Source organism: Nocardioides sp. YR527 (assembly GCF_900101045.1).
Classification (GTDB): domain Bacteria; phylum Actinomycetota; class Actinomycetes; order Propionibacteriales; family Nocardioidaceae; genus Nocardioides.
Genome location: NZ_FNFN01000003.1, coordinates 808,164 through 821,626, shown reverse-complemented (window position 1 = coordinate 821,626; position 13,463 = coordinate 808,164). Strand labels below are relative to the sequence as shown.

The window sequence follows — 13,463 nt, the reverse complement described above, 5'->3', positions numbered from 1 at the left end:
TCACTTGAACGCGGCGGTGTAGAGCTTCTGCAGCTTCGCCGCCTTGACGTCGCTGTAGCCACAGCCGATGACCTTGGCATCGCCCTTGGCCGCGACCAGGTAGGTCTTGCCCTTCTCGAACTCGGGCATCGGGATCGTGCTCGGCGCGGGCCGGATGATCCGGACGGTGTCGGTGCCACCGACGCCGTCGGCGTACATCCACGTCTTCACCCGCAGCACGGCCTCGGTCTCGGTCACGCTCTCCGCGGTGCCCTCGAAGGCCAGCGCAGCGTTCTGGGAGAGCCACTTCGAGGTCGGCGGGATGCACCGGGCGGCGTCCGCCACGACGGTCAGCTCGGTCGCCCCCGCACCTTCCGCCGGGGCGGATGACGAGGGGACCGGCGCGGTCTCGGTGACCGTCGCGGTCGGCGAGGGAGGTGCGGCCTCCGGGTCCTCAGCGGTGTCGTCGGAGCTGAGGAGGCCGAAGGAGGCGACGATGGCGACGAGCACGACCGCGGCGGCGATCACGGCCGCGACCCAACGCCACGGTGACCGCGGCGGCCTGAGACCTGTTGTCGCTCGCTGGCCCTCGCTCATGCCAACATCATGCCTCATCGCTGGGTGCCATCCGTGGACCCCGCTGAGCACCAGCACGTTGACACACGCAGGCGGGGCCCTGGCTTCGAAGAGCCCTGACCCCGCCCGCCGCTGCAGAACCTCACCCGGATATTCCCTTGGGCTTCAAAGCCCCCCAGATCCAGACGCTTCCCCGCAGTCGGCCACTGTGTGGAGCACCAATGTTGCGTTACCGAGCTGTTGTCGAGACAGTGTCGAAAGTCCCCAAAAGGATGGGGCCGCTGGGCCTCTTCTCATCGTCCGATCAGGTCATGCCAGATGACGATCGAGGAACCCGATGACGCGCCGGATCGAGAGATCCCACTGCGGCCCGAAGGCGTGCTGCTCTCCGGGGTAGACCCACAGCCGCTGGCGTACGCCCGCGCCCTCCAGCAGGTCCCGGGTGGTGTAGGCCCACCTGATCGGGCAGGACTCGTCATTGGTCCCGTGATGCATCTGGAGCGGGACCTCGATGCGGTCGAAGTACGTCCGCGCCGACAGGCCGTCCCAGAACTCCGGCTCCGTCTCGGGATCGCCGTACTGCCGGTAGAGCCTGGCCACCTCGTCGGGCCGTGACGGCACCGCCCACCGGTTGATGTTGTCGACGATGTCGGAGGAGACCGACGCGTACGCCACCCCGACCCGCACCAGCCCCGGCTGGGCGACGAGCGCGTTCATCACCACTCCTCCGCCCATCGAGCGGCCGAGCAGCGCGGTGCGGTCGGGGTCGACGTACGGAAGCCTCTTCATCGCCTGGACGGCGTTGATGGTGTCGCGGGTGTAGCCGAGGCGGCTCTCGTCCTCCTCGGTTCCCTCCGGGATGGGCGACGACCCGGCATGGCCGCGGTAGTCGGTGTGCAGGACGACATAGCCCTCCCGCGCCAGCCGGTCCTGCTCGCGCTTCAGGCCCTGGCCGGTGACGTAGATGTCGGTGTCGATGTGGCCGTGCGCGAAGACGACGCCAGGGAACGGCCCCGCACCCCGCGGCCGGAAGAGCACCCCGGTGATCGTCAGCCGGCCGCTCGGATAGCTGACCTCGAAGCGCCGGTACGCATCCGTGCTCCCCGACTCTCGCAGCACCTTCACCTCGCCACCGGGGAAGTCCTCCCGCATCAGCTGCGGGAGAGAGACCTTGTCTGTCACCGGCGGCAGCGTCTCCGACGGGCTCGGTGACGGCGTCGCGGGTGCCGACGAGGTCGTCGGGCTCGCTGCCCGAGACGACGGCGCAGCGGCCGGCTCACCACCACACCCGGCGAGAAGCACCGCCGAGATCGCCAGCGCCGCCATCGCCTTCGGGCTCATGCCGTCGAGCGTAGCCCGGTGATCCTGGGGCGGCGTGCGGTTCCTTCGTCAAGGTATGCAGCCGAAGGATCACTCCCCCTGCGGAGGTCCGCCGGGGAAGCGGTCGTTTCCCTGCATACCTTGATGAAGGAAATTCCCCATCGAAGCGAAAGAGGGCCCCTCCCGAAGGAGGGGCCCTCTTGTGGCGCTAGCGGGACGGGCTCAGAAGCCCATGCCGCCCATGTCACCCATGCCACCGGTCGGGTCGCCACCAGCGGCGGCCTTCTCCGGCTTGTCGGCCACGACGGCCTCGGTGGTGAGGAACAGCGCGGCGATCGACGCGGCGTTCTGCAGCGCAGAGCGGGTCACCTTGGCCGGGTCGATGATGCCCGCGGCCAGCAGGTCGACGTACTCGCCGGTGGCGGCGTTGAGGCCGTGACCCTGCGGGAGGCCGGCGACCTTCTCCGCCACGACGCCGCCCTCGAGGCCGGCGTTGATGGCGATCTGCTTCAGCGGCGCCGAGATGGCGGCCTTGACGATCGAGGCACCGGTGGCCTCGTCGCCGTCGAGCTCGAGCTTCTCGAAGGCAGCGGCAGCGGCCTGGATCAGCGCGACACCACCGCCGGCGAGGATGCCCTCCTCGACAGCAGCCTTGGCGTTGCGGACGGCGTCCTCGATGCGGTGCTTGCGCTCCTTGAGCTCGACCTCGGTGGCCGCGCCGACCTTGATGACGGCCACGCCGCCGGCCAGCTTGGCGAGGCGCTCCTGGAGCTTCTCGCGGTCGTAGTCGGAGTCCGACTTCTCGATCTCGGCGCGGATCTGGTTGACCCGGCCCTCGATCTGACCCTGGTCGCCCGAACCCTCGACGACGGTGGTCTCGTCCTTGGTGATGACGACCTTGCGGGCCTGGCCGAGCAGCTCGATGCCGGCGGTCTCCAGCGAGAGGCCGACCTCCTCGGAGATGACCTGACCACCGGTGAGGATCGCGATGTCCTGCAGCATGGCCTTGCGGCGGTCACCGAAGCCCGGAGCCTTGACGGCGACGGACTTGAAGGTGCCCTTGATCTTGTTGACGACCAGCGTCGAGAGAGCCTCGCCGTCGACGTCCTCGGCCAGGATGACCAGCGGCTTGCCGGTCTGCATAACCTTCTCCAGGACCGGGATCAGGTCCTTGACGCTGGAGATCTTCGAGTTGACGATCAGGATGTACGGGTCGTCGAGGACGGTCTCCATACGCTCCGGGTCGGTCACGAAGTAGGCCGAGATGTAGCCCTTGTCGAAGCGCATACCCTCGGTCAGCTCGAGGTCGAGCCCGAAGGTGTTCGACTCCTCGACGGTGATGACGCCTTCCTTGCCGACCTTGTCCATCGCCTCGGCGATGATCTCGCCGACGGTGGTGTCAGCAGCGGAGATCGAGGCGGTAGCAGCGATCTGCTCCTTGGTCTCGATGTCCTTGGCCTGGGCGAGCAGCTGCTCGGATACGGCGTCGACGGCCGCCTCGATGCCGCGCTTCAGGCCGGCCGGGTTGGCACCCGCGGCGACGTTGCGCAGGCCCTCGCGGACCAGCGCCTGGGCGAGAACGGTCGCGGTCGTCGTGCCGTCACCGGCGACGTCGTCGGTCTTCTTCGCGACCTCCTTGACCAGCTCGGCACCGATCTTCTCGTAGGGGTCCTCGAGCTCGATCTCCTTGGCGATGGAAACACCATCGTTGGTGATCGTGGGGGCACCCCACTTCTTCTCGAGCACGACGTTGCGGCCCTTGGGACCGAGGGTGACCTTGACGGCGTCGGCGAGGGTGTTGAGACCCTTCTCCAGACCCCGACGGGCCTCCTCGTTGAAAGCGATGAGCTTCGGCATTGCTCCTGCGATCCTTCACTTGGGAAGTTCGTTGGATCCGGTCCGATGGGCTGCCCGCGACGGACGACGCCACTCCCGGCAGAACCCTTCCCTGCCGCTCGCGACGCCTCAACGTCATCGGTCCGGTTGTTGTCACTCTCATGGTAAGAGTGCCAGCGTCATGTTTAGCACTCGACCCCCGAGAGTGCAAGAAAATCCGCTTCAGAGGGCCTTCGTGAGCTCGGCGAACTCGAGGTCGTCGCGCAGCGGAAGACCGAAGCGCTCGTCGCCGTAGGGGAACGGCTCGAAGCGTCCCGTACGCACGAACCCCCGCCGCTCGTAGAACGCGATCAGGTCCTCGCGCTGGCGGATCACCGTCATCCGGATCTCAGCCGCACCCCACGCCCGCGCGATCCGCTCGGCCTCAGCGATCACGGCCTTGCCGACGCCCGCGCCCTGCAACGCCGGCGAGACGGAGAACATTCCGAAATAGACGTACGCCTCCCGCTTCTGCAGCTGGCAGCAGGCGACGATCTCACCGGCGCGCTCGACCACCAGGAGCCGGGACCCCGGTGCGGTGATCACCTCGCGTACGCCCTCGGGGTCGGTGCGCTGGCCGGCGAGCAGGTCGGCCTCGGTGGTCCAGCCGGCCCTCGAGGCGTCGCCGCGGTAGGCCGACTCGATCAGCTCCACCAGGACGTCAACGTCGGTGAAGGTGGCATCACGGAAGGTCAGCTCAGGCACGTCGCCGAGGGTAGCCGGAGTGAGCACCCGCTGGTCGAGGCGCGCGGCCGAGCGTGTCGACCAGCGGCGCGAGTATCTTCAGGCAGGCAGGTCCGGCAGCGCCGCCCGCCGCAGCCAGGCGTCGAAGAGCGCGGTGAGGTCCCGGCCACTGACCTCGGCGGCGAGGGCCTCGAAGTCGGCGGTGCTGACCGATCCGCCGCTGTGCCTGGCCACCCAGGTGCGCAGGATCTCGAAGAAGGCCTCGTCGCCGACGGTGCGCCGCAGCGCGTGCAGGGTGAGTGCTCCGCGCTTGTAGACGCGGTCGTCGAACATGTCCGCGGGACCGGGGTCGACGAGGACCAGGTCCTGCGCCAGGGCGGAGAGCCGGCGGTGGTGGTGACGGGCGTGCTCACCGCACGAGCGGCCCCCGGAGGCGTCGGACCAGAGCCACTCGCTGTAACAGGCGAAACCCTCGTGGAGCCAGATGTCGCGCCACTCGCGCAGGGTCACCGCGTTGCCGAACCACTGGTGGGCGAGCTCATGGGCCACGAGGCGTACGTCCGACCACTCGCCGGTGAGGTGGTTGCGTCCGAAGGTCGACAGCGACTGCGACTCGAGGGGGATCTCGAGCTCGTCGTCGGTGACCACGACGGAGTAGGAGCCGAACGGGTAGGGGCCGAAGACGGAGGTGAAGTAGGCCATCATCTCCCGCTGGCGCCCGAAGGACGCCTCGAACCCGGCGGTGGCGTCGACCGGGTACGCGGCCCGGATCGGCACCCGGCCACCCGGCCCTTCGGTCGGCGCGATGTCGACGACCCGGTAGCGCCCGATCTGCACCGTGGCGAGATAGGTCGCCATCGGCTCGGCCTGCCAGTAGCGCCAGGTCTCCCCGCTGCCGCGGCGTACGCGGGAGGTCAGCTCGCCGTTGGAGACGACCGCATAACCCGGCGCGGTGGTCACGCTGATCGCGTAGCGGGCCTTGTCGGAAGGGCGGTCGTTGCACGGAAACCAGGTCGGCGCACCATGCGGTTGACCTGCGACGATGACACCGTCGTCGAGCTCCTCCCAGCCGGCGTCGCCGTGGTGGGAGAGCACCACCGGGCGGGGCTTGCCAGAGTATCGGACCGTGACCACGAACTCCTCGCCGGCCGCTATCCGCGAGCGGAGGTTCAGCACCAGGCGGTGGTCGTGGTGGGACCACTTGGCGGGCGGACGGCCGTCGATCGCGACCTTCTGCACCCGCAGGTGGGAGAGGTCGAGGACGACGCGGCTGAGGTCGTCGACGGCGACCGCGCGGATCGTCGCCGTCCCCGCGAGCCGGTTGCCGACCAGGTCGTAGGTGAGCTCGAGGTCGTAGTGGGTCGCACTCCACGACGGGTCCCCGTGTCCCGGGAGGTAGGGGTCGGCTGTGGGGAGCTTCGGCACGGCGGTCATGGTAGAGGCATCCGCTCAGCCGGCCTGGTCCCAGGGACCGATCGGGTTGCCGATCCACAGGGTCTTGTCCGGCAGGCTCTCCCCGCGCATCACCAGCGAGACCGGTCCGACGACCGCATGCCTGCCGATGGCCGCGGCCGGCAGGATGACCGAGTTGGGCCCGAGCGTGGCGCCGCGCCTGAGGACGACCTCGTCGAGGGCCAGGACGCGGTCGTGGAACAGGTGGGTCTGCACGACCGTACCGGCGTTGACCGTGGCACCGTCGCCGAGCTCGACGAGGTCGGTCTCGGGGAGCCAGTGGGTCTCGATCCATACACCGCGGCCGATCCTCGCGCCGAGCGCGCGGAACCAGAGGTTGAGCACCGGGGTGCCGGAGACAGCGCCGGTGAACCAGGGCGCGGCGAGCACCTCGACGAAGGTGTCGGCCAGCTCGTTGGCCCACACGAACCAGCTCCACAGCGGGTGCGAGCCGGCCCGGATGCGGCCCACGAGCAGCCATTTCGCCGCCACCGTGATGCCGGCGGCGACCGCTCCGGCCGCCGCGAGCACCGGCCCGGTGACCAGGAGCGCGACGAGGACGTCGGTCGCCTCCCAGATCCTGACGAGAACATAGGCCACCCCCGCGTAGAGCAGCACCGCGAGCGTCTGCGGCACCAGCCGGGCCACCTCGACGAGCGCCCGGGCGATCTTGAGCCCGGCCGGCGGGTCGTAGGTGCGCCCCGAGTCGGTCTCGCCGGCCGCCCGGCGCAGCGGCGCCGGCGGCGAGCCGAGCCAGCTCTCCCCCTTCTGCGCGCGTTTGCGGCGCGGGGCCGCGCTGAGTACGGCGACGAGGGACGCCTTCGGCACCTTGCGGCCGGGCGCCGCCATACCGGAGTTGCCGACGAAGGCGCGTTTGCCGATCTTCACCCGCTCGACCCGCAGCCAGCCTCCGCCGAGCTCGTAGCCGCCGATCAGGGTGTCGTCGGCCAGGAAGCTCTGGTCGTTGACCTGCGTCAGCCCGGGGATCATCAGCACCGTCGACGCCTCCACGTGCTTGCCGATCCTCGCGCCCAGCGCCCGCAGCCACAGTGGTGTCAGCGTCGAGGAGTAGAGCGGGAAGAGCCAGGTGCGGGCCTCGTCGAGCACCTGCATCGTCGACCAGACCGCGACACCGGCAAGGCTGCGTACGGGATGTACGCCGGGGCTGATCGCCAGACCGGCGAGCCGCACCACCGCCCAGATCAGCGCGGCCAGGGTGGCGAAACCGGCCGCCACCGCGACCGGGCTCCAGGCGAGCAGCGCACCGATGTCGGCGTAGGAGTCCGGAACACCGGCGAGGGCGACGCCGACGACGGTCCCGACGCCGATGGCGACCGCGGGAAGCAGGGCGAGGACGGCGGCCGCGATGCCGTAGAGGAGCATCCAGACCCGGGCCCGTGCCTGGGGTGGCTGCCACGGCCCGCGCGCCTCCCGGGCCGCACGGACAGCCGGTGAACCCGACCAGAACTCGCCCGCCGGCACCTGCCCGAAGACCGCCGATCCGGGCCCGACCTCGGCATCGTCGCCAACCGTCGCGCCGGGCAGGAGCGTCGACCGTGCCCCGACCCGGGCCCGTTCGCCCACCTCGACCTCACCGAGATGGAGCACGTCGCCCTCGATCCAGTGACCCGAGAGGTCGACCTCCTGCTCGATCGAGCAGCCCTTGCCGAGGGTGAGCATCCCGGTGACCGGCGGGAGGCTGTGCAGGTCGACGTTCCTGCCCATCCGCACGCCGAGCAGCCGGGCGTACCAGAGCATCCACGGCGCCCCGGCGAGACCGTGGGCGCCGAGCTCGTCGACGGCGTGCGTCGCCAGCCAGAGCCGGAGATGGACCTTGCCGCCGCGGGGATGCTCCCCCGGACGTACGCCGTGCAGGATGAGCCGCGCCGCGCCCGCGGCGAGCAGCATCCGGCCGGGCGGGGTCAGGAAGGCCAGGACGGCCGGTACGAGGACCCACCAGCTGAGCGAGGGCAGCCAGGGCGTCCACGGCTGGGCGAGCGTCGTCCCGAGCGCGATCCAGGTCAGCCAGCGCGGTGCCGCGAGGCAGCGCAGCAGGATCGTCGCGACCACCTGAGCGACCTGGGTCTTGAGGCGTACGGCCGGCACCTCGCGCTCGGAGAGCGCGGCAGAGCTGCCCATCTCGTCGATGTAGCCGGCCAGCGCGCCGAGCTTCGGCTGGTCGTAGATGTCGCCGAGCGCGACCTCCGGGAAGCGCTCGCGGATCAGGCTGACCATCTGGGCCGCGGTCAGGCTGCCGCCGCCGAGGTCGAAGAAGTCGGCCGCCGGCCCGGTGACCTCGGCGCCGAGGACGTCGTTCCAGAGCCCGGCCAGCCAGGCCTCGGTGTCGCTGAGCCCCTCCCCCGAACCCGCGGCCGAGGCGAGCGGCCACGGCAGTGCGTCGCGGTCGACCTTCCCGCTCGTACGCGTCGGGAGACTGTCGACCACGGCCAGCCGCGGCACCAGCGCAGCCGGCATGTCGGCCCGGAGCCGCGCGACGGAGGTGGCCTGGTCGAAGGTGTCGTCGACGGTGACGTAGCCGACCAGGAGGCTGTTGCCGGCCGTGCTCCTCCGCACGGCGGCGGCCGCCCCGACGACACCGGGAAGCTGCAGCAGGGCACTGTCGATCTCGCCCAGCTCGATGCGCCGCCCACCGAGCTTGATCTGGTCGTCGGCGCGACCGCCGAAGAGCAGCCCGGCGGGGTCGTTGACGACCAGGTCGCCGGAGCGGTAGGCGCGCTCCCAGCCGAGGGTGGGCAACGGGGCGTACTTCTCGGCGTCCTTGGCCGCGTCGAGATAGCGCGCCAGGCCGACGCCGCCGATGATCAGCTCGCCGGTCTCGCCCTCGGGGACCGGGACGCCGGTGGCAGGGTCGACGACGGCGAGGTCCCAGCCGTCGAGCGGGAGACCGATCCGGACCGGTCCCTCGGCGGTCAAGCGGGCACCGCAGGCCACCACCGTCGCCTCGGTCGGACCGTAGGTGTTCCAGACCTCCCGCTCGGCGGTGACCAGGCGGGCGGCGAGCTCGGGCGGGATCGCCTCGCCGCCGGTGATCAGCAGCCGGACCCGCTCGAGCGACGACGGCGGCCACAGCGCGACGAGTGTGGGCACCGTCGAGACGATGGTGATCTGGTTGGCGACCAGCCACGGGCCGACGTCGACCCCGGACCGCACCAGCGCTCGCGGGGCCGGGACCAGGCAGGCGCCGTAGCGCCACGCCAGCCAGATCTCCTCACAGCTCGCGTCGAAGGCCACCGAGAGACCCGCCATCACCCGGTCACCGACCCCGATCGGGGCGTCCTGGAGGAAGAGGCGCGACTCGGCGTCGACGAACGCCGCGGCGTTGCGGTGGGTGACCGCGACGCCCTTCGGGGTGCCGGTCGACCCGGAGGTGAAGATCACCCACGCGTCGTCGCCGGTCGCCGGCTCCTCCGGCTCGCGCGCCTCGCCGGTCCCGCCCGTCGTGGTGACCCGCAGGTCGTTGGTCACGATCGCGGCGACCTGGGCCTCGCCGAAGACCAGGCGGGCCCGCTCCTCGGGGTCGTCGGCGTCGACCGGCACGTAGGCAGCGCCCGCGCAGAGGATCCCGAGGATCGCGACGTAGAGGTCGGTGGTGCCGCTCGCGATCCGCAGCCCGACCTTGTCCCCCGGCCCGATCCCGGCGGCGTTGAGCTCGGCGGCCAGCCCGTCGGCGGCGTCCTCGAGCTCGGCGTACGTCAGCAGCCCGTTGCCCGCCTCGACGGCCGGCTCCTCGGGCACCTGGGCCGCGGTCTCCCGGAAGATGTCGACGAGCGTCCGAGGCTCGGGCGCGAGCTCGCCTCGCAGCAAGGGGTCGGTCACACCCGGAGCCTTCCGGGGTCAGTTGAACGCATGACATACATCTTCCTTCTTTCTCGCTGTCGATTTGGCCTTGTTCCAGCCGTCATCCCCGGTGACAGACTCATTCCGAGACAAGAAGGGAATCCACCATGACCAGATACATGGTGCTGTTGCCGGCGAACGAGGCCTTCTGGGCCGAGTCGACGCCGGAGGAGAAGGCAGCCGGATACGAGGTGCACGGCAGGTTCGCCAAGCTGCTCGCCGAACGCGGCCACAAGGTCAACGGTGGCGCCGAGCTCCACCACTCCAGCAAGGCCAAGACGCTGCGCAAGACGGGCAACGGCGTGTCGATCACCGATGGTCCGTACGCCGAGACCGTCGAGCACGTGACCGGCTTCTACACGATCGAGACCGACGACGTCGACGACATGCTCGAGTGCTGCAAGGTGCTCGCCGAGCTCGAGACGGCGCTCGAGGTCCGCGAGATCGTCGAGCACGAGGGGATGTCCGCATGAGGTACTACCTGCTCATCCCCAACGTGGAGGCCGAGTGGCAGGCGAAGACGCAGGCCGAGAAGGACGCCGTGTTCGCCACGCACGAGAAGTTCGCCGCTCTGCTCGAAGAACGCGGACACACCAACCTGAAGGGGTACGGCGCGGCGCTCGCCGATCCGGCGACGGCCGTGACCGTGCGCGGGTCCGGGGTGACCGACGGGCCGTACACCGAAGCGGCCGAGCACCTGGCCGGGCTCTACGTCGTGGAGTCCGAGGACCGCGACGATCTGGTCGAGTGCTGCCGACTGCTCGCCACGGCGGAGTCGGCAATCGAGATCCGCGCGGCCGAGCTGGACTGACGACCGACGATGCTGGAGACGTTGCTGCGCGAGGAGTGGGGCCGGTTGCTTGCCCTGCTCGTCGCGCAGTTCCGGCGTCTCGACCTGGCCGAGGACGGTCTGGCCGACGCCTTCGAGGCCGCCGCCCGGCGCTGGCCGGTCGACGGCGAGCCGGACAACGGGCCCGCCTGGCTGCTCACCAGCGCCCGGCGGCGGATCGTGGACCGGATGCGGTCGGAGGAGGTGCTGGCCCGCAAGATGCCGCTGCTCGTGGTCGATGCCGGACTCACGCAGGAGGCGCTGCAGGTGATGGCCACGGTGCCGGCCGGGGCCGGCGGCGAGACGATCACCGACGAACGGCTGCGGCTGGTGCTGCTCTGCGCCCACCCGACACTGTCTCGGGAGGCCGCCGCGGCCCTCACCCTCCGGCTGGTCCTGGGTGTCTCCACCGAGGACATCGGGCGGCTCTTCCTGCAGTCGAAAGCGACGATGGCGGCACGGCTGACGCGGGCACGGAAGCGGCTCGCAGGCGCCCGTTTCGAGGTGCCCACGGATCTCGACGATCTCGCCGACCGGGTCGGCATCGTCGCCGAGGTCGCCTATCTCGCGTTCACGGCGGGCTACGCCCCCGGCACCGGCCCCGATGTCGTACGCAGCGACCTGGCCGGCGAGGCGATCCGGCTGGCCCGCGTGCTGATGACCGTGCTCCCCGGCCCGGACCCGGAGATCGACGCCCTGCTCGCCCTGATGCTGCTGCAGCACTCCCGGCGGGACGCGCGGATCGGGCCGGACGGCGCGCTCGTCCTGCTTCCCGACCAGGACCGCACCCGCTGGCGCACCGACGAGATCACCGAGGCCCTCTCGATCCTCACCCCGCTCGCCCACTCCGCACCGGCGCCCTACCTCCTCCAAGCCCTGATCGCCGCGGAGCACGCCGTCGCGCCCACCTCCGAGACGACCGCCTGGGACCGCATCGTCGAGCGCTACGACGAGCTGCTCGCGCTCCGGGACACCCCGGTCGTACGTCTCAACCGGGCCGTCGCGGTCGCCGAGGCGGAGGGTGCCGAGGCCGGACTGAAGGCACTGGAGTCCGTTGCCCTCCCCGGGCACCGGCTGCCTGCCGTACGGGCACAGCTGCTGGAGCGGTCGGGGCGTCACCTCGACGCGATCGAGGCCTACGCCGAGGCGATCGCGCTCTGTACACACAGCCCGGAGCGGGCCGACCTCGACCGGCGGCGGGCCGCTCTGGAAGTTTTGAACCCCGTTCGCTAGACGAGAACACGTTCTAGTTGCGACACTCGGTGCTGTGACCCCGATCACTCTCCCCGACATCCTCGAGGCGATGGCCGACGCCATCCCCGACCGCACCGCCGTGTTCACCATGGAACACGCCTACAGCTTCGCCGAGGTCGACGAGCGCGCGACCAGGCTGGCCAACCACCTCCTCGGGCAGGGCATCAAGCCTGGCGATCACGTCGCCGTCCACTCCCGCAACCGGATCGAGTGGGTCGACGCCTTCTACGGGTGCATGAAGGCACGGGCGGTCCCGATCAACATCAACCACAAGTACCTCCACGACGAGCTAGACCACCTCTACCGCAGCTCCGACGTGGTCGCCGCGATCATCGGGCCGGAGCACGTCGAGGCGGTCGCCGCGCTCGGCCTGGACATCCCCACGCTGGTGCTGGGCGAGGAGTACGACGCCGCGGTCGCCGCCGCGTCGAAGGAGCGGCCCGACATCGAGCGCAGCCCCGACGACCGCTACGTGATCTTCACCGGCGGCACCACCGGGATGCCGAAGGGCGTCGTGTGGCGCCAGGAGGACATCATCCGGGCAGCGATGAACGCGAGCCGGTTCGGGGCACCGTTCGACACCGTCGAGCAGCTCGCCCAGGAGGCGGCGGCGCAGGAGACGCCGATGGTGCTGCTGGCGTGCGGCCCGATGATGCACGGCGGCAGCCAGTGGATCATGGGCAACGGCCATGTCGGCGGCTGCACGGTCGCGCTCTTCACAGAGCCGACCTGGTCACCCGAGGCCATCCTGGATCTCGTCCAGGCGGCCGGGGTCAACTCGCTCACCTTCCTCGGGGACGCGATGGGGCGCCCGGTGGCCGAGGCGATCCTGCGCGAGCCCGAGCGCTGGGACCTGAGCAGCCTGTTCGCGGTCTCCAACGGCGCCGCCCCGCTCTCCGCGGGGGTTCGCACCCAGCTCCGGGAGGCACTGCCCGGCCGCTACATCCTCGACTCCTACGGCGCCTCAGAGTCCGGAGCGACCGGCATGCAGGTCGACGAGGGCAACGAGGGCGCGCAGGCCGCGCCGAAGTTCCAGGTCGGGATCGACGTACAGGTCTTCGACACCGACCTGTCGCCGTGCGCCCCGGGCGAGACCGGGATGCTCGCGCGCACCGGGTCGATCCCGCTGGGCTACTACAACGACCCGGTCAAGACCGCGGCGACGTTCAAGGAGATCGACGGGCAGCGCTGGTCGATCCCCGGCGACTTCGCGCGGCGCGAGGAGGACGGCTCGATCACCGTCCTGGGCCGCGGCTCGGGCTGCATCAACACCGGCGGCGAGAAGGTCTTCCCCGAGGAGGTCGAGGCGGTCCTGCTGCGTCACCCCGACGTCTTCGACACCGCGGTCGTCGGCACCCCGCACGAGCGCTGGGGTCAGCAGGTGACCGCTCTCGTGCAGCTCCGCGAGGGCACCACGACCTCGGACGATGCGCTGCGGGAGCACTGTCGCAGTCTCATCTCCGCCTACAAGGTGCCCAAGGACATCCTGCTCGTGGAGCGAGTCCCTCGCACGCCCGTGAGCAAGGTGGACTATCGTGCGAGCGCTACGGTCGCTGCCGAGCTGCTCGAGGCGCGTAGGTGACGACCGGCTGATCCGACGTACGGTTCGGTGCCGTACGGCCCTACCCCTGGAAAG

The 13,463-nt window shown here is 70.5% G+C and carries 11 protein-coding genes; 5 read left to right on the top strand and 6 right to left on the bottom strand.

The genetic code is table 11. The annotated features are described in order from the left end of the window. Nucleotides 1–576, bottom strand: coding sequence for a hypothetical protein (locus BLT25_RS12505; protein ID WP_143033728.1), 576 nt, complete (start codon nucleotides 574–576; stop codon nucleotides 1–3). Nucleotides 577–864: 288 nt separating this feature from the next. Beyond that, complete coding sequence (locus BLT25_RS12500) at nucleotides 865–1,737, bottom strand: alpha/beta hydrolase family protein (RefSeq protein WP_256328563.1); 873 nt, start codon at nucleotides 1,735–1,737, stop codon at nucleotides 865–867. Between BLT25_RS12500 and BLT25_RS30420 the strand changes: the two genes are divergently transcribed. Then, a complete protein-coding gene (locus BLT25_RS30420; RefSeq protein ID WP_256328562.1) occupies nucleotides 1,727–1,918 on the top strand; it encodes a hypothetical protein in 192 nt (63 codons plus the stop codon). The two genes, BLT25_RS12500 and BLT25_RS30420, sit on opposite strands and share 11 nt — an antisense overlap. Before the next feature lie 179 nt (nucleotides 1,919–2,097). Here BLT25_RS30420 and groL read toward each other — a convergent pair whose 3' ends face one another. The 4 genes from groL to BLT25_RS12480 form a co-directional block, all read right to left on the bottom strand. After that, nucleotides 2,098–3,732 (bottom strand): chaperonin GroEL, encoded by a 1,635-nt coding sequence (gene groL / locus BLT25_RS12495; RefSeq protein ID WP_091046092.1) that lies wholly within the window; start codon nucleotides 3,730–3,732, stop codon nucleotides 2,098–2,100. 201 nt (nucleotides 3,733–3,933) lie between these two features. After that, the gene (locus BLT25_RS12490; protein WP_091046322.1) at nucleotides 3,934–4,455 is read right to left on the bottom strand and encodes a GNAT family N-acetyltransferase; all 522 of its coding nucleotides are present in this window, start codon (nucleotides 4,453–4,455) and stop codon (nucleotides 3,934–3,936) included. A gap of 78 nt (nucleotides 4,456–4,533) precedes the next feature. Then, nucleotides 4,534–5,868: a M1 family metallopeptidase gene (locus tag BLT25_RS12485; protein ID WP_091046089.1), complete on the bottom strand. Its 1,335-nt coding sequence runs from the start codon at nucleotides 5,866–5,868 to the stop codon at nucleotides 4,534–4,536. A gap of 15 nt (nucleotides 5,869–5,883) precedes the next feature. Continuing rightward, entirely contained in the window at nucleotides 5,884–9,723 is a 3,840-nt protein-coding gene (locus BLT25_RS12480) for a Pls/PosA family non-ribosomal peptide synthetase (RefSeq protein WP_091046086.1), read from the bottom strand. A gap of 128 nt (nucleotides 9,724–9,851) precedes the next feature. Between BLT25_RS12480 and BLT25_RS12475 the strand changes: the two genes are divergently transcribed. Genes BLT25_RS12475 through BLT25_RS12460 form a run of 4 tightly spaced genes read left to right on the top strand, consistent with a single transcriptional unit; the run spans nucleotide 9,852 to nucleotide 13,409 of the window. Then, entirely contained in the window at nucleotides 9,852–10,217 is a 366-nt protein-coding gene (locus tag BLT25_RS12475; RefSeq protein ID WP_256328561.1) for a YciI family protein, read from the top strand. Then, nucleotides 10,214–10,555: a YciI family protein gene (locus BLT25_RS12470; RefSeq protein WP_091046082.1), complete on the top strand. Its 342-nt coding sequence runs from the start codon at nucleotides 10,214–10,216 to the stop codon at nucleotides 10,553–10,555. The genes BLT25_RS12475 and BLT25_RS12470 overlap by 4 nt, the downstream gene beginning before the upstream one ends. Nucleotides 10,556–10,564: 9 nt before the next feature. Beyond that, a complete protein-coding gene (locus BLT25_RS12465; protein ID WP_091046081.1) occupies nucleotides 10,565–11,806 on the top strand; it encodes an RNA polymerase sigma factor in 1,242 nt (413 codons plus the stop codon). Between the two features lie 34 nt (nucleotides 11,807–11,840). Beyond that, complete coding sequence (locus tag BLT25_RS12460) at nucleotides 11,841–13,409, top strand: AMP-binding protein (protein WP_091046078.1); 1,569 nt, start codon at nucleotides 11,841–11,843, stop codon at nucleotides 13,407–13,409. Nucleotides 13,410–13,463 lie beyond the last annotated feature (54 nt).

What these genes read in the sequence shown, in the direction of transcription:
- BLT25_RS12505 (WP_143033728.1), bottom strand. Translation starts at nt 576, where the DNA reads ATGAGCGAGGGCCAGCGAGCGACAACAGGTCTCAGGCCGCCGCGGTCA.
- groL (WP_091046092.1), bottom strand. Translation starts at nt 3,732, where the DNA reads ATGCCGAAGCTCATCGCTTTCAACGAGGAGGCCCGTCGGGGTCTGGAG.
- BLT25_RS12485 (WP_091046089.1), bottom strand. Translation starts at nt 5,868, where the DNA reads ATGACCGCCGTGCCGAAGCTCCCCACAGCCGACCCCTACCTCCCGGGA.
- BLT25_RS12475 (WP_256328561.1), top strand. Translation starts at nt 9,852, where the DNA reads ATGACCAGATACATGGTGCTGTTGCCGGCGAACGAGGCCTTCTGGGCC.
- BLT25_RS12470 (WP_091046082.1), top strand. Translation starts at nt 10,214, where the DNA reads ATGAGGTACTACCTGCTCATCCCCAACGTGGAGGCCGAGTGGCAGGCG.
- BLT25_RS12465 (WP_091046081.1), top strand. Translation starts at nt 10,565, where the DNA reads ATGCTGGAGACGTTGCTGCGCGAGGAGTGGGGCCGGTTGCTTGCCCTG.